13 protein-coding genes are annotated in these 15,892 nt (G+C 71.3%); 10 read left to right on the top strand and 3 right to left on the bottom strand.

Annotation, left to right across the window (positions count from 1 at the left end):
* Positions 1-106 precede the first annotated feature (106 nt).
* Positions 107-799 carry a crotonobetainyl-CoA--carnitine CoA-transferase gene (locus CU254_RS17460; RefSeq protein WP_009077908.1) on the top strand — a complete coding sequence of 231 codons (693 nt, stop codon included), beginning with the start codon at positions 107-109 and terminating at the stop codon, positions 797-799.
* Between the two features lie 555 nt (positions 800-1,354).
* Here the strand turns inward: CU254_RS17460 and CU254_RS17455 are convergent.
* The gene (locus CU254_RS17455; protein WP_037713980.1) at positions 1,355-2,899 is read right to left on the bottom strand and encodes a long-chain-fatty-acid--CoA ligase; all 1,545 of its coding nucleotides are present in this window, start codon (positions 2,897-2,899) and stop codon (positions 1,355-1,357) included.
* Positions 2,900-3,017: 118 nt separating this feature from the next.
* Between CU254_RS17455 and CU254_RS17450 the strand changes: the two genes are divergently transcribed.
* On the top strand, positions 3,018-4,421 hold the full coding sequence (locus CU254_RS17450; RefSeq protein WP_009077904.1) for an NAD(P)/FAD-dependent oxidoreductase: 1,404 nt from the start codon (positions 3,018-3,020) through the stop codon (positions 4,419-4,421).
* Between the two features lie 19 nt (positions 4,422-4,440).
* Here CU254_RS17450 and CU254_RS17445 read toward each other — a convergent pair whose 3' ends face one another.
* Positions 4,441-6,282 (bottom strand): 6-bladed beta-propeller, encoded by a 1,842-nt coding sequence (locus CU254_RS17445; protein WP_050788210.1) that lies wholly within the window; start codon positions 6,280-6,282, stop codon positions 4,441-4,443.
* 229 nt (positions 6,283-6,511) lie between these two features.
* Here CU254_RS17445 and CU254_RS17440 point away from each other — a divergent pair, with 229 nt between their 5' ends.
* The 4 genes from CU254_RS17440 (at position 6,512) to CU254_RS17425 (ending at position 11,228) form a co-directional block, all read left to right on the top strand.
* Positions 6,512-7,714, top strand: a complete 1,203-nt coding sequence (locus CU254_RS17440) for a class I SAM-dependent methyltransferase (protein WP_037713978.1) — start codon at positions 6,512-6,514, stop codon at positions 7,712-7,714.
* The gene (locus tag CU254_RS17435) at positions 7,711-8,580 is read left to right on the top strand and encodes an NAD(P)-dependent oxidoreductase (protein ID WP_037713976.1); all 870 of its coding nucleotides are present in this window, start codon (positions 7,711-7,713) and stop codon (positions 8,578-8,580) included. Before CU254_RS17440 ends, CU254_RS17435 begins: the two co-directional genes overlap by 4 nt.
* A gap of 152 nt (positions 8,581-8,732) precedes the next feature.
* On the top strand, positions 8,733-9,842 hold the full coding sequence (locus CU254_RS17430; protein WP_009077896.1) for a DegT/DnrJ/EryC1/StrS aminotransferase family protein: 1,110 nt from the start codon (positions 8,733-8,735) through the stop codon (positions 9,840-9,842).
* A 6-nt stretch (positions 9,843-9,848) separates the two neighbouring features.
* Positions 9,849-11,228, top strand: coding sequence for an NDP-hexose 2,3-dehydratase family protein (locus CU254_RS17425; protein WP_009077894.1), 1,380 nt, complete (start codon positions 9,849-9,851; stop codon positions 11,226-11,228).
* A gap of 23 nt (positions 11,229-11,251) precedes the next feature.
* Here the strand turns inward: CU254_RS17425 and CU254_RS17420 are convergent, their stop codons facing one another.
* Positions 11,252-11,797, bottom strand: coding sequence for a carboxymuconolactone decarboxylase family protein (locus tag CU254_RS17420; RefSeq protein WP_009077892.1), 546 nt, complete (start codon positions 11,795-11,797; stop codon positions 11,252-11,254).
* Between the two features lie 99 nt (positions 11,798-11,896).
* Here CU254_RS17420 and CU254_RS17415 point away from each other — a divergent pair, with 99 nt between their 5' ends.
* From CU254_RS17415 to add, 4 genes are read left to right on the top strand one after another with little or no spacing between them, the layout of a single operon-like run.
* Positions 11,897-12,064 carry a hypothetical protein gene (locus CU254_RS17415; protein WP_158688045.1) on the top strand — a complete coding sequence of 56 codons (168 nt, stop codon included), beginning with the start codon at positions 11,897-11,899 and terminating at the stop codon, positions 12,062-12,064.
* Positions 12,064-13,539 (top strand): TldD/PmbA family protein, encoded by a 1,476-nt coding sequence (locus tag CU254_RS17410; protein WP_009077890.1) that lies wholly within the window; start codon positions 12,064-12,066, stop codon positions 13,537-13,539. Before CU254_RS17415 ends, CU254_RS17410 begins: the two co-directional genes overlap by 1 nt.
* A 6-nt stretch (positions 13,540-13,545) precedes the next feature.
* On the top strand, positions 13,546-14,871 hold the full coding sequence (locus tag CU254_RS17405; protein WP_009077888.1) for a metallopeptidase TldD-related protein: 1,326 nt from the start codon (positions 13,546-13,548) through the stop codon (positions 14,869-14,871).
* A complete protein-coding gene (gene add, locus CU254_RS17400) occupies positions 14,868-15,884 on the top strand; it encodes an adenosine deaminase (RefSeq protein WP_009077885.1) in 1,017 nt (338 codons plus the stop codon). Before CU254_RS17405 ends, add begins: the two co-directional genes overlap by 4 nt.
* Positions 15,885-15,892 lie beyond the last annotated feature (8 nt).

Genomic DNA, 15,892 nt, shown 5'->3' with positions numbered 1-15,892 from the left:
CCCTGAAATCAGGCGGCTTTCCCGCTGTGCGGAAACTGCGGCAACTACCGGATAGACTAGTGGTCGCAGGTGGCTCAGGTGCGGTTATAGGCAGCGGAGGTGCGGCGTGACGAGCCGGCGGAGTTATCACCAGTACTGCGGCCTCGCGTCCGGGCTTGACGTCATCGGCGAGCGCTGGACCCTGCTCATCGTCCGCGAACTGCTCATGGGGCCGGCGCGGTACAGCGACATCCTGGCCAACCTGCCGGGGATCGGCACGAACCTGCTGGCAGAACGCTTGAAGTTCCTGGTCGCCAAGGGCGTCGCCCGCCAGGTGGACGTGCGGGGCACCGGCGCGCAGCTGGCCTACGGGCTGACCGAGGCGGGCGAGGAACTCCGGCCGCTGATTCTGGGGCTGGCGCGGTGGGGCATGGAGTTCGTCGGCGATCTCAGCCCCGAAGACACGGTGCGGCCGCACTGGGGTTTCCTCGCGGTCGAGGCCATGCTCGACCAGGAACGGGTGGCGCCGGACACCGCGGAGAGCTACGAGTTCCAGGTCGACGACGAGGTGTTCCACATCGAGACGGCGAACGGCCGGGCGCGTGCGGTGAAGGGCGAAGCGGACCGGCCTGCCATGCATGCCAAGACTGATGCCGCCACCTTCGTGCAGATCGGCGCGGGACGGCTGACGCCGCTGATGGCGATGGTGACCGGCCGGTTGACCCTGGAAGGCGACATGGACGCGGTCGTCCGATGCTGCGATCTGCTGGGTCTGGACGCCGGGACAGACGCCGCCGGCGCCGCCGCAGGAGCCCGATAGCGGTCTCGTCCCGCGCTGCCGATCAGGGTTCGCCTGCTGCGACCAGCGCCTTCTGTGTCACGCGAAACGGCCAGGCAGCGCCGCGGATACCGGAGACATTCGACCTCGCAGCGGCGCTTTCGGCATTCTCCCCGAGTCGAAACTGAGATTTTCGCTGCTTTCTCCGCTGCCGACGATCCGCGTCCTCGACCCGGACCTGGATTTCGAGGAGACGGCCAGGCCGCCGTTTGCCAGGTGGCTATTGGACGCCAACCCGAGAAACGCGGCGGATCCTGTGCGCGCGAATGGGCGGACGCCGCAGCAGCCGCCGCGTAAGGCATGAACGTCCCTGGCGAGCGGTGCAGCACGAGACGCGCCTCCCACCGTAAAGGGGCTTTGCGGCAGATTGCGAAACAGTCCCCGGGGAAGCGTTGAATGCCGATCCGGATCCGCATATCGGGCACGAGAATCGCTATCGCGAGGCGAGCGGAATAAATACCGGAAACGAACGCAACGGCATCAGCGCGAAACCGTGGTAACCGCATTGTCGAGGTCCGGATTAATGGGCATTTCCGATCAGTGAATGGCCCGTTCCTGCTTTTCCCAGTACGGTCGGCGCAACTCGCGTTTGAGCACTTTGCCGATCGCCGACAGCGGGAGCGCGTCGACGACCTCCATCGAGCGGGGCGCCTTGTACCCGGCGATCCGCCGAGCACAGAAGGAGCGCAGGTCCTCCAGGGACACGGCGGCGCCGGCGACGGGGACGACGACCGCGTGCACTCGCTCGCCCCACGTGTCGTCCGGCACCCCGATGACCGCGCACGCGGCCACGGCCGGGTGCGCGGCGAGGCAGTTCTCCACCTCGACGGAATACACGTTCTCGCCGCCGGAGATGATCATGTCCTTGAGGCGGTCGGTGAGGAAGAGGTAGCCCTCGTCGTCCATCCAGCCGACGTCGCCGGTGTGCATCCAGCCGTTGCGCAGCACCTCGGCGCTCTCCTCGGGGCGGTTCCAGTAGCCGAGCATCAGGTTGCCGCCGCGCACGACGATCTCGCCCACCTCGCCCCGCGGCAGCTCGGCGTCGGCCGCGTCGACGATCCGCACCTCGCAGTGCGGCGCTGCGCGGCCCACGGATTTGCGCCGTGCCGAGTCCTCGTGATCGGCGGGCCGCAGGACGGTGGCCGCGGGGGCCAGCTCGGTCATGCCGTAACCCTGGATGAACCGGGCGTTCGGCAGCGCCGTCATCGCGCGGGCGATCAGGGCGTCCGACATCGGCGAGGCGCCGTACATGACCCGCCGCACGCTGCTCAGGTCGAACTCCCCGATCCTCGGGTGGTCTACGATCATCTGGATCATCGTGGTCACCAGCGTCAGATCGGTCGCTTGATATTCCTGTACGGCCGCCGCCGCGGTCAGCGGGTCGTACGCGGCGGTCATCACCTGCGTCCAGCCGAGCACGCCGCTGAAGACCCAGGTGGTGAACGCGGCGAGGTGGAACATCGGCGACGCGTACACCAGGATCCCGCCGGGCGAGAAGTCCTCGGTGGCCAGCCAGCCCATGGCCGAGGTCAGCAGGTTGCCGTGGCTCAGCATGACGCCCTTGGACCGTCCGGTCGTGCCGCCGGTGAAGAACACGCCCGCGAGCTGGTCGCCGCCGCGACGGGCGTCCTCGATCGGCTCGTGGCCGGCGACGAGTTCCTCGAAGGCGTGCTGACCCTCGGGCGTGGGGCCGTCGCCGGAGTGGACGACGTGCGCGAGCCGGCCGTGCCCCGCCCGGATCGCGCCGGCGAGCCCGGCGAAGGCGTCGTCGGCCACCAGGATCCGGGCGTCGACCTCGGCCAGCGATTCGGCGATCTCCGCGACGCTCCACCGGCAGTTGACCGGGACGACGACGCCGCCCGCCCACAGCGTCGCGGCGGCGGACTCGTGGAAGCGGTCGGAGTTGGCGGACAGGATCGCGGCCCGGTCGCCGTCGCGGAGACCGAGTCCGCGGAAGGCGGCCGCGAGACGGGCGATCCGGTCGGCGGACTCGGCGTGCGTGCGCACGCGACCGGCGCAGACGGTGCCGATCTCGCCCGGCCGCTGCTGGACGACGCGGTGCAGGCCCTGGGTGAGATACATGGCGGCTCTCCGATCCGCCGGCACGTGCCGGACTCGAGCGTCACGATGTCTGTACTGCCCCCGACCGGAAAAAACGCTATCATAATCTTTAGCGACTGGAGGTCGGCGAAGGGCGCGGATGAGCCGGATAGCGGTGTGCGGCGGCAGTGTGATCGGGCTGGCGGCCGCCATGATGCTCGCGGCCGACGGGCACGAGGTCACCGTGCTGGAGGCCGACCCCGAGGGCGCGCCTGCCGAGGGGCCGGGAACGTGGGAGGCGTGGCGGCGGCGCGGAGTCGCCCAGTTCCGCCAGCCGCACAGCCTGCTGAGCCGGTTCCGCTTGGTGTGCGACGAGGAACTGCCCGGGCTCACCGATCGGCTGCGGGCCGCCGGATGCCTCCCCGTCGACTACGTGCGCCACGCGCCGCGGTCGATCGCCGAACGCGGTCCGCGCCCGGGAGACGAGCGCCTGCTGGCGGTCACCGGGCGGCGGCCGGTCGTGGAGTCCGTGGTGGCCGCCGCCGCGGCCGAGCACCGCGGCGTCGAGGTCCGCCGCGGCGTGCGGGTGGCGGGACTGCGTCTCGGCGCGGAGGTCGTGCCCGGCGTGCCTCACGTCACCGGAGTGCGCACCGAGGACGGTGCGGAGTTCCCGGCCGATCTGGTCGTCGACGCGATGGGCAGGCGCAGCCCGTCGGCCCGTTGGCTGTCCGCGGCCGGCGCACCGAATCCCCAAGTGGCGGAAGGGGATCGCGGATTCGTCTACTACACGCGGTATTTCACCGCGCCGCGGCGCCCGGAACGCCGCGGCCCGCCCCTGCAGCCGATGGGCAGCGTCTCGTTGCTCACGATCGACAGCGACAACGACACCTGGTCGGTCACCGTGTTCGGGCTCAGCGACGACGCGCCGCTGAAAAGCCTCCGGGATCCGGACGTCTTCACGCGCGTCGCGTCGCTCAACCCCCGGATCGCGCCCTTCCTGGACGCCACGCCGATCTCCGACGTGCTGGCGATGGCCGGGATCATGGACCGGCACCGCCGCTTCGCGGTCGACGGCCGGCCGGTGGCCACCGGATTCGCCGCCGTGGGCGACGCGTGGGCGTGCACCAACCCTTCCGCGGGCAGAGGGCTCGCGGTGGGGCTGCTGCACGCGCAGACGCTGCGCCGCGTCGTTCGCGACCGCTTGGACGATCCGGCGGCGTTCGCCGTCGAGTGGGACTCTCGCACCGAGCGGGACGTGGCGCCGTTCGTGCGCGATCAGTTCGACGCGGACGCGGTGCGGGTCGCCGAAATGGACGCTATCCGCCGCGGAAAGCCGCCGTTGCCCGCGGATTCGCCGACCGGGCGGCTGGCCGCCGCCGCCCGCTACGACCCTGACGCGTTCCGCGGTCTGCTCGAGATCTTCCTGTGCACCGCCCTGCCCGCGGAGGTGTTCGCCCGTCCCGGGATGGCCGAAGTCCTCGAGAAGGCCGGCGCGGAGGCGCGGCCGCACCGGGCGGCCGGGCCGGAGGACCGGGCGCGGCTCCTGGCCGCACTGGCGCCCTGACCGCCGGCCCGGCGCCGGGTCAGGTGTCCTCCGTGTTCATCGCGAAGACCTGGATGCGGTCGTTGGCCGGAATGGACACCAGGATCCGTGCCGCCCGCGCGTCGAGCAGGAGGTCGCCGCAGGTCTGGCCGGTGACCGCCAGCACGCCCTCCAGGTCGCCGCTGGCCGCGTTGAAGATCTGCACCCGGTCGTTGCCGGGGTCAGTCACCGCGAAGCTGGCGCCGGCGCGATCGGCGCTCACCGCTCCCGGCATCCGGAAGTTGCCCTCCTCGACGCCCTCGGTGCCGATGCTGCGCTCGAAGACGCCCCGCGCGTCGAAGATCTGGACGCGGTGGTTCCTGCCGTCGACCGCGGCGACGCGGTCGCCCTCGAGCACGGCGACGCCGATCTGGAAGCCGTTGAACTGGCCCTCGCCGTCGCCGTTCTCGCCGAACTGGAACAGGAACTCGCCCGCGGAGTCGAAGACCTGCACCACGCTGTTCCCGCCGTCGCCGACGAGAATCCGGCCCGCGGAGTCCACGGCGATGCCCGAGGGGGTGTTGAACGTGCCTTCGCCCCGGCCCAGGCCGCCGAACTCGAACTGGAACTCCCCGTCCGGCGAGAACACCTGGACCCGCTGGTTCCCGGGGTCCACCACGTGGATGCGGTCCTGCGCGTCGACTGCCAGCGAGGTGGGGATCGTGAGGAAGTGGAACTGGCCGCGGGCCGAACCCAGCTCCCCGAACGCGCGGACGAGATCGCCGTCCGGGCTGAGGACGAGGACGCGGTGGTTCCGCGTGTCGGAGACGAGGACGTTGCCCTTCGAGTCCTGGGCGAGGCCGATCGGGAAGTTGAAGTCGCTCTCGCCGAAGGCGTGCACCGTGCGCTTCCGGACGACCCCGAACTTCGCCGCGTACCGTCCGTCCGGCCGGAAAACCTGCACCCGGTCGTTGCCCGAGTCCGCGACCACGATGTTGTTCTCGCGGTCCACCGCGACGTGGAACGGATAGTTCAGCTCGCCGTCGCCGAGGCCGAGCGAGCCGAACTGGCGCAGATACCGGCCCGAGGAATCGAAGACCTGCACGCGGTTGTTCCCGGCGTCGGCCACGATGATCTCGTCGTCGGCGTTGACCGCCACGCCGAAGGGCCAGTTCAGCTCGCCGTCGCCGGTGCCCAGCGTCCCGAAGTGGGCGACGTGCGCGCCGGAGGAGTCGAAGATCTGGACGCGGTTGTTCCCCTGGTCGGCGACGATGATGCGGTCCTGGCTGTCGGTGGCCACGCCGATCGGCGACTTCAGCTCCCCGGCGTCCGCGCCCAACGGGCCGAAGCTGAAACGGAACTCGCCGTCGCGGTCGAAGACCTTGACCTGTCCGCGCGGGCGCTCCGGCTTCACATGCGGGTTGGCCCCGGCGTTGTCGGTCACGACGATGCGGTTCCGGCTGTCGGTCGCGATGCCGCACGGGCTGATGAAGTCCTGCTCCTCCCAGCCCGAGCCGCCGAACGTGGACAGGTGGTTGCCGTCGATGCCGAAGATCTTGATCACGTGCCCGTCGAGGACGAGCACGCGGCCGTCGGCGTCGACGGCGGAGTCGATGGGATAGCGCCACTCCGCACCGCCGCGACCGTCGGCGTCGCCCCGGAAGCCGCCGTCCTCGGTCCGCTGGCGGGTCTCGAGCCACAGCGGCGCCTGCGTCGGGCCGGGATTGGCGATGTTGTTGCGGAACGTGTACGGCGCCGCCTGCGCCGACCGCTCGCCGCCCGGCCGGAAGACCTGGACGTGCGGCGGCCGGGTGCAGCCCACGATCACCACGAGGTTGCCGTCCTGGTCGATCGAAAGTCCTTGCGGGTTGCGGAACTCTCCCGGTGCGCTGCGCCTTCGCATCTCGATCCCCTGACGTTTCGTAGTCGGGAGCACGCCGGGCGGGGTTGCCACGGCCGGCTTCCCGCCTGGGTATTTTACTATCATTTCCTATTGCGTCAAGGTTGGCCGGCGTTTCGCGCGCAGGTTGCCTCGCCCTGCTGCCAGGCCGGGAGATTCCCGGCGGCGCAACACCTCTCGGCGAGGACTTTACTGATGTATAGTGACCCGAGTGGCGGAATCGGCGTGCCGGATGTGCAGCGGGCCGGTCGAGGAGTTTCTCGACCTGGGGCTCCAGCCGATCTCGCAGCAGTACCGGGAGCCGGACGACACCTCCGACGAGTTCCGCTTCCGGCTCGCGGTCGGGCAGTGCGGCACGTGCACGCTGGTGCAGCAGCTCGACGAGGTTCCGCCCGAGCTGATGTTCCGGGCGGACTACCCGTTTCTCTCGTCCAGTTCGAGCCGGATGAGCCGGCATTTCCTCGGCGTGGCCGAGAACCTGCTCCGCACCGCGCTCGCCGGGCCCGATCCGTTCCTCGTCGAGATCGGCAGCAACGACGGGATAATCCTGCGCGCGGCACAGCGGGCCGGGGTGCGGCACCTGGGCTTCGAACCGTCCGGCGAGGTGGCGGACATCGCCGCCGCACAAGGCGTACGGGTCAGGAAGGAGTTCTTCGGCGAAGACTCCGCCCGGGAGGTCGCGGACGTCGACGGGAAAGCCGACGTGATCTTCGCGGCGAACACGGTGAGCCACATCCCGGACCTGGGCGAGGTCTTCCGCGGGGTGCACGCGCTGCTCGCGCCGGACGGCGTGTTCGTTTTCGAGGACCCGTATGCGGGAGACGTCGTGGAGAAGACGGCGTTCGACCAGATTTACGACGAGCACTTCTACCTGTTCTCGGCGCGGTCGGTGCGGGAAGCGGCGCGGCGGTTCGGCTTCGAATTGGTCGACGTGCGGCGGGTGCCCGTGCACGGTGGCGAGGTCCGGTACACCTTGGCTCGGAGCGGCCGCCGGCAGCCGTCGCCCGCGGTCGGCTCGCTTCTCGCCGACGAGGAGGCACGGAAGCTGACGGCGCCGGCGACGCTGGCCGGTTTCGCCGAGAGAGCTTCGGGGGTGCGGGAAAGGCTCGGCGCGGAACTGTCGGCGCTGCGGCGATCGGGCGCCCGGGTGGTCGGCTACGGCGCGACGGCGAAGAGCGCCACCCTCCTCAACTACTGCGGGATCGGCCCGGAGCTGCTGCCGTTCATCTGCGACTCGACGGCGGGCAAACAGGGCTTGGTGACGCCGGGGACGCACATCCCGGTGCGGCCGCCCGAAGAGTTCGCCCGGCCCTACCCGGACTACGCCCTGCTGCTCGCTTGGAACCACGCGGAGGAAATAGTGGCGAAGGAGCCGGGATTCCGGGAGAGCGGCGGCCGGTGGCTGGTTCATGTTCCCGAGGTGCGCCTGCTATGACCGAGCCGCTGATCGTGCTGCTCGGGGCGACGGGCGTGATCGGTTCCGCCGTGGCCGCGTCGCTTGCGGAACGGCCGGTGCGGGTGCGCGCGGCGAGCCGCCGGTCCGGGGACCTCCGGAACCCGGAAGAGCTTCGCAAGGCGGTGGACGGCGCGGATGCCGTCGTTTGCCTCCTCGCCGACCATCGTACGCCGTCGCTCGATTCCGGGGTGATGGCCGGACTTCTCGACGCCAAGCCGCCGGTCGTGATCTACGCGGGCACGGTCACGCAGGTCGGTGTGCCGCCGCGGAGCCTCCTGGACGGCACCGAGGAGGACAGGCCGGCCACCGCGTTCGAAAGGGACAAGCACGCGGCCGAACGTGCCCTCCTGCTGGCGACCGCGGAAGGCGCCGTGCGCGGGGTGTCCATCCGACTTCCCACGGTCTACGGGCACAGCGCCGCGAACGGCCGATTCGACAGCGGAGCGCTCACCTCTGTGCTCCGCCGCGCGATCGCGGGCGAGCCGTTGACCATGTGGCACGACGGAACCGTGCGGCGCGATCTGCTCCACGTGCGGGACGCCGCGGCGGCGGTGCTGGCGGCACTGGACCATGCCGACGAACTCGCCGGCCGGCACTGGCTCGCCGGCACTGGCGTGGGAACCCCGCTCGGCGACGCGTTCCGGACGGTCGCCGAGATCGTCGCCCGCCGGACGGACACCGCGCCGGTTCCGGTGGTCGCCGTGCCGCCGCCGCGCCCGTTGAGCGCCGCCGAGCTGGCGAGCATGGTCGTCGATCCCACGGCGTTCCAGGAGCGGACCGGGTGGGCGGCGCGGATGTCCGTCCGAACCGGTCTGGAGGAAACCGTCGCGGCGGCCCTGCCGTGAGCGAGTCGGCGCGTCGCGAACGGCGATCGGACGCACCTTCGCACTGCAGCGCAATGGTTTCCGGCCCCCTTGTTTCCCGCGAAACCGCGCCGGATACTGGATCGAACGTCTCGCGGCCCGAGCGACGGGGGCCGGGGCGCAGAGGAGGGCCTGTGCCGCAACGAGTCTGGGGATACCTGAACGAGTACGCCGCCGAACGGGACGACATTCTCGACGCGGTGGACACGGTTTTCCGTTCGGGGCAGCTCGTGCTCGGGGCCAGTGTCCGGGGGTTCGAGCGGGAATTCGCGGAATACCACGGAGTCCGGCATTGCGTCGGCGTCGACAACGGGACGAACGCGATCGCCCTCGCGCTGCGCGCCTGTGACGTCGGTCCGGGCGACGAGGTCGTCACGGTGTCCCATACCGCCGCGCCGACAGTGGTCGCGATCGACGCGGCCGGGGCGACTCCGGTGCTGGTGGACATCCGTGCCGACGGCACCTACCTGATGGACGCCGACCAGGTCGAGGCGTCGGTCACGCCGCGGACCCGGGCCATTGTCGCGGTGCACCTCTACGGGCAGTGCGCCGATCTGACGGCCCTGCGCGGGATCGCGGACCGGCACGGGCTGCGGCTGATCGAGGACTGCGCGCAGGCCCACGGCGCGCGCCGCGACGGGGCCCGGGCGGGCACTGTCGGCGATCTCGCAGCGTTTTCCTTCTACCCCACCAAAGTGCTCGGCGCCTATGGCGACGGCGGCGCGGTTCTCACCGACCTCGACGACCTGGCGGGCGCGCTGCGCAGGCTGCGCTATTACGGGATGGCCGATACCTATCACGTGGTGCGGACGCCGGGGTTCAACGCGCGACTCGACGAGGTCCAGGCGGAGATCCTGCGCCGCAAGCTGCGCAGGCTCGACGGCTACATCGCCGCCCGGCGCGCGATCGCCGCGCGCTACGACGCGGCGCTGGCCGGGGTCGAGGCGGTCCGCACGCCGGTCGTCGCGCCGGGCAACACGCACGTGTACTACCTGTACGTGGTCCGGCACCCCGAGCGGGACCGGATCCTCGCGCGGTTGAGCGACGAGGACATCGCCTTGACCGTCAGCTACCCCTGGCCGGTGCACCGGCAGACCGGGTTTCTCCGGCTGGGGTACCGGAAAGGCGATCTGCCGGTCGCCGAGCAGGCGGCGGAGGAGATCTTCTCGCTGCCGATGTACCCGTCGCTGCCGCCCGCCGACCAGGACCGCGTGCTCGACGCACTGCTGCGCGCGATCGGCTGACCGGACATGACGAGCGGAACGAGGGCACGCGCGGCGCCGCACCCGGACGACGTCGTCGATTCGCTGCCCGCTTTCCGCGCGTGGTGGGCGCAGCGGTGCGCGGCGAACCGGATCGACGTCGCCGAAGCGGCGCTCGATGACCTGGCCGGCTGGGAGTTCGAGCCGGACACCGGGAACCTCACGCACGTCAGCGGCCGGTTCTTCTCCGTCGCCGGGCTGGAAGGCGTCCGCGGCGGCGAGGTCGTCACGCGGCAGCCGGTCATCTGCCAGCCCGAGATCGGCATCCTGGGCATCCTCGTGGCCGAGCACCGCGGCGTCACCTACTGCCTCCTGCAGGCCAAGGCGGAACCGGGAAACTGCAACGGGGTGCAGCTCTCGCCTACCGTGCAGGCCACCCGCAGCAACTACACCCAGGTCCACGGCGGGCGCAGGCCGCCGTATCTGGAGCACTTCGCCGGGGTGGCGACGCGGCGGATCCGCGCCGACGCGATCCAATCCGAGCAAGGCTGCTGGTTCTGGCACAAAAGCAACCGGAACATGATCGTGCGCGCCGAGGAACCGGTCGCGGCCGAGCCGAATTTCGCCTGGCTGCCGCTGCGCCTGGTGCGGGCCCTGCTGACCGTGCCGAACCTGGTCAACATGGACACCCGCACGGTGCTGTCCGGCATGCCCGCCGACGTCCCCGAGATCCGGGCCGAGAGGGCCGCCGACCCGTTCCGCGCCGCACTGCTGCGGTCCTGGCGCGGGACACAGGCGCTGCACACCGAACGGGCCGTGCTGAGCTGGTTCGCCTCGGCGAAGGCGGAGTGCGACGAGCACGCCCGGACGATCCCGCTGAACGCGGTCGACGGGTGGCTGCGCGGCAGGCACGAAATCGTCGACCGGGAACGGTCGCGGTTCCGCGTCGTCGGGGTGCGCGTGCGGGCCGCCGACCGGGAAGTCGCCCGGTGGGCCCAGCCGATGCTGGAACCGTACGGCACCGGGGTGGCCACCCTCCTGGTCCGCGTGTTCGACGGGGTAGCGCACCTGCTGTTCCAGGCGAAGCCGGAGTTCGGGCTGCTTGACCGGGTCGAGCTGGCTCCGACCGTCCAGGCGCTGGCGACCGAGCCGATCCCGGACGCCGAACGGTCGTGGTGGCCCGGGCACGGCACGGTCCGGTTCGACACCGTGCTGTCCGAGGAGGGCGGCCGGTTCCGCAACGCGCTGACCCGGTACCGGATAGTCGAGGTGGGCCCGGAGGTGGCGCTGACGCCGTCGCCGCGGCATCGCTGGCTGGCCATGCACCAGGTGAGCGCGCTGATCCGACACGGCCACTACTTCAACGTCGAGGCGCGCACGCTGGTGTCGTGCCTCGGGACGCTGCTCGCCCGGGATCGCACGGGATGAGCGTGCGCAGGCCTTGAGGCACTTCAGCCGCGGCCGACCGCGAGGTAACCGTCATCGACGATTTTCTTCGCCTGATTCGCATACGAGGCCGGGTCGCTCGGCGCGAATGTCGCGAGGCCGTCGACGTAGCGGTTGAACATGCAGAAAGCCGCGGCGATCAACACCGTGTCATGGATCTCCAGGTCCGTCGCGCCAGCGGTCTTCGCGCTGAGGACGGCAGCCGCGTCGACCGAGCGCCCGCCCTCCCGCACCTGCGACGCGATCTTGAGCAACGCCTTCAGCTTGTCCGAGATCGATGCCCCATCGGCGTCCCGCGCCGCCGACTCGACCGCTTCCGCACCGCCGGCGAGCTGCGCCGCGGCCACCGCACCGTGCGCCGAGGCGCAGAAGAAGCACTCGTTGCCCCGCGAAACCACGGCGGCGATCAGCTCGCGCTCGCCGCGGCTCAGCGTGCTCGGCCCGCGCAGCAGCACCTCGGCGAGTTCGGAGAGCGGTTTCGCCGTCTCCGGGCGGAAGGCGAACAATCCCAGTATTCCGGGCTGTCCGGAGCCGAGCTCGATGTGCGCCATCCGCCCCTCCCGTCGCTCGGTTTGACGAATCCGCCGAAGTCACTCCTATAATCGATAGTGACTGGCGACGGTGAAGTCAAGGCCGAAGGGTGCCCGGCGATGATCGATCAGGAGGACCCGTTGCGCTTCCCGCTCTCCCCCGAACGCCCGGCCGAAGCGGTGCGGCCGCGCGAGGCCCGCTACCTCGGGGACCCCGTGCCGCACAGCGCCGAGCACGCCTGGTGGGCGGAATCCGGCGCACCGGTCGTCCCGGACCGCGCCCGCTGATGTCCGCGGGGATTGACGAAGCCTTCCTCGCGCTGCCGCTTTCCGGTCTCGCCGACGCCGCGTTGAGCCGGGCCCGAGAACTCGGCGCGGACCAGGCGTCATTCCGGTTCGAACGCGTCCGGAAGGCGCATTCCGCAGTGCACGACCGAACTGTGCGCGGCAGCGTCGACGAGACGGTCACCGGCCTGTCGGTGCGCGTGCGGCGTCGCGATGGCACCGGGTTCGCCGCCACCTCCGAAGCCACGCCCGACGCGGCGGCGCGAGCTTCCGAAGAAGCTGTCGCGGTGGCCGAGGCTTCCGCCGCTCTCGGCGGACGGACCGCCGAACCGGTGCAAGAACCCGTGTACAGCGGCGAAACCTGGGTCTCCCCCGCGGCTGTCGACCCGTTCTCGGCACCAGAGGCGGAGCGCACCGGCGTCCTTCTCGACTGGAGCAGCCGCCTGCTGTCGGCGGACCCGGTCAAACAGGTCGTCGCCCACCTGTTCGCCGTCAAAGAGAACAAGTTCTACGCAGATTCCGCGGGCACCGTCACCACCCAGCAACGGATCCGGCTGCATCCGCTGGTGTTCGTCACCGGCGCCGCGGCCGCGCTGCGCACACTGGGCCCGCCCGCCGGCCGGGGACTGGAATACCTCGACGGCGACGGCTGGGACTGGGACGCCGAACTCGCCGCCCTGCCCGGGCAACTCGCGGAGAAAGAGCGCGCGACGCCGGTCGAACCCGGAGTCCGCGACCTCGTCCTCGACCCGTCGAACCTGTGGCTGACCCTGCACGAATCGGTCGGCCACGCGACCGAACTGGATCGCGTGCTCGGGCACGAAGCGTCCTACGCGGGCACGAGCTTCGCCGCGCCGGAAAGCCTCGGCTCGCTCCGCTTCGGCTCGTCGCTGATGAACGTGACCGCGGACCGCACGGCTCCGCACGGCCTGGCCACCATCGGTTTCGACGACGAAGGCGTCGCCGCGCAGTCGTGGCCGCTCGTGGAAAACGGCGTGCTCACCGGATTCCAGTCCGACCGCGGCACCGCGCGGGCGATCGGGGCCCGGCGCTCCAACGGATGCTCTTTCGCCGAATCGGCCCGGCATGTCCCGCTGCCGCGGATGCCCAACGTGTCGCTGTGTCCCGTGCCGGACGGCCCCGGCGTGGAAGACCTCATTTCCGGGGTGGGCGAAGGCATTTACCTCGCCGGCTCGGACAGTTTTTCCATCGACACCCGGCGCGAGCACTTCCAGTTCTCCGCGCAGCGCGCCTACCGCATCCGCGGCGGCAGGCTGGCCGGGCAGCTCTCCGGAGTCGCCTACCAGGCACGGACCACCGCGTTCTGGCGCGCGCTCGCCGCGCTCGGCGGGCCGTCGAGCTACCGCGTGTTCGGCGCCGACATGTGCGGCAAGGGCCAGCCGATGCAGACCTCCGCGACGAGCCACGGCTGTCCCGCCGCGGTGTTCGCCGGAATATCGGTCGTCAGGGCCGGGTGAGGCGCCGTGCGGTGGGCGGCGGAACGAGCCGTAGCGGCGAGCCGGGACTGCGATTCGTGCCTCGCCATCGCCGAGGAGACTTCGGCCGCGCACCTCCGCTGGTCACGGAACTCGTTGACTGCCAACGGCTTCACTCGGGCGCAGCGGCTCACGGTCGTCGCGGTCGCCGGGGACCGCGCCGGCGTGGTCGCGAGAGAGGGGGACCTCTCTCCCGAGGCGATCACCGGAATGGTCCGGGCCGCGGAGCGCACCGCGCGCCGGGCCCCGCCCGCGCCCGACGCCCAGCCGCTGCCCTCCGGCGAGTCGCCGGACTGGGCGGAGCCCCCGGTTCGGACGTCCTTCGACGACTTCGGCGGGTTGATCCCCGCGCTGGCGGAGGTGTTCGAGCGCGACGCCCGCTTCTCCGGCTACGCCGAGCGCCAGGTGCGCACGACTTATGCCGCGTCGTCCACCGGCCTGCGGCGGCGCCATGTCCAGCCTTCCGCGATCCTCGACCTCACGGCGGAGAACCGGCGGTCTTCCAGCTGGGCCGGTGCGAGCGCGGCGGACTTCGCGGCGGTGGACCTGGCGGCGACGGCGGACGAGGCGACGGCGAGGCTGCACCGGACGCCGCGGCGGATCCCGCTTCCCGCGGGCGACTACGAGGTGCTGCTGGCGCCGTCGGCCGCCGCCGACTTCATGCTCCGGTTCCACCAGTCGGCGAACGCGCTGGAGGCGCTCGGCGGCGGTTCCGCGTTCAGCGCGCCCGGCGGCGGGACCCGCGTCGGCGAGCGGCTGGCCGGCGTTCCGGTGACGCTCTACAGCGATCCCGCCGAGCAGGGCCTGGAATGCGCGCCGTTCGTCCTCGCGCTCGCGTCCACCGCGGCGGATTCGGTCTTCGACAACGGGATGCCCCTGTCGCGCACGGAATGGATCGGCGGCGGGGTGCTCAGCGCACTGACCCAGACCCGGTACTCCGCGCGGAAAAGCGGCCTCCGGTACACGCCGAAGATCGACAACCTGGTGCTGGACGGCGGCAGCGGCACGCTGGCGGACCTGATCGCGAGCACCCGCCGCGGCCTGCTGGTGTCGTCCGTCTGGTATCTGCGCGAAGCAGATCCGCGGTCGTTGCTGCTCGCCGGGGTCACCCGCGACGGCGTCCAGCTCGTCGAGAACGGCGAGATCGCCGGCCCGGTGCGCGACTTCCGGTTCAACGAAAGCCCGCTGTCCCTGCTCGCGCGGCTCGCCGAAGCCGGCCGGACCGAGCGGACCCTGCCGAGGGAGTGGCACGGCTACTGCACCCGGACCGCCATGCCGCCGCTGCGCGTCTCGGACTTCGGCGTCGGCCCGTGACCCCGGACGAATTCCCGGCCGCGCTGCCGAAAGCCGAACTGCACGTCCACCTCCTGGGTTCGGCGAGCCCCGGCACCGTCGCGGAACTGGCCCGCCGCCATCCCGGACGCGGCGTGCCCGCCGAACCCGCCGAAGTCGCGAAGTACTGCGAGTTCACCGATTTCGCCCATTTCCTCGCGGTCTACACCGCCGTGAACCGGGTGGTCACGACCGGAGCCGACATCGAAGCACTGGTCGCCGGGCTCGCCGCCGACCTGGCCCGCGACAACGTGCGCTACGCCGAGGTGACCGTCACCCCGCTCTCCCACCGCAAAGCCGGGATCGCACCGCGCGAACTCGCCGAGGCACTCGGCTCCGGCCGCCGGATCGCGCGCGGCCTCGGCGTCGAGCTGAGCTGGGTGTTCGACGTCTCCGGAGACGACGGCCCGCCGGGCGCGGAGGCGACGCTGGACTGGGTGTTGCGCGAAAGCCCTTCCGGCACCGTGGGATTCGGGCTCGGCGGGCCGGAAGCCGGTGTCCCGCGGCGGCTGTTCCGCGACGTGTTCGCCCGAGCGAAGGCAGCCGGGCTGCACAGCGTGCCGCACGCGGGCGAGACCACCGGACCGGACGAGGTCTGGTCCGCGGTCAGGGACCTCGGCGCCGAGCGCGTCGGGCACGGAATCGCGAGCGCGCGGGATCCCCGGCTGCTGCGGCACCTCGCCGACCACGGCATCACCCTCGAAATCTGCCCGACCTCCAACCTCCGCACCCGCGCCGTCCCTTCGCTCGCCGAACACCCGCTGCGGCGGATACTGGCCGCGGGGGTCCCGGTCGCGCTCGGCACCGACGACCCGGGGCTGTTCGGCACGTCGCCGAACGCGGAATTCCGGACGTGCCGCGACCGCCTCGGCCTTTCCGAGGCCGAACTCGCGACCCTCGTCCGGCACAGTGTCGCCGCCGCGTTCTGCGCCCCGGAGGTCGCCGCCGGGCTGCTCGGCGACTTGGACCGGCTGGTCCTTGCCCGATCGATTTAATTTCTTAT

The sequence above is a fragment of the Amycolatopsis sp. AA4 genome (genome assembly GCF_002796545.1).
Lineage (GTDB): Bacteria > Actinomycetota > Actinomycetes > Mycobacteriales > Pseudonocardiaceae > Amycolatopsis.
Note: the sequence above shows the minus strand (reverse complement) of the source record. Positions and strands in the feature narration are given on the sequence as shown.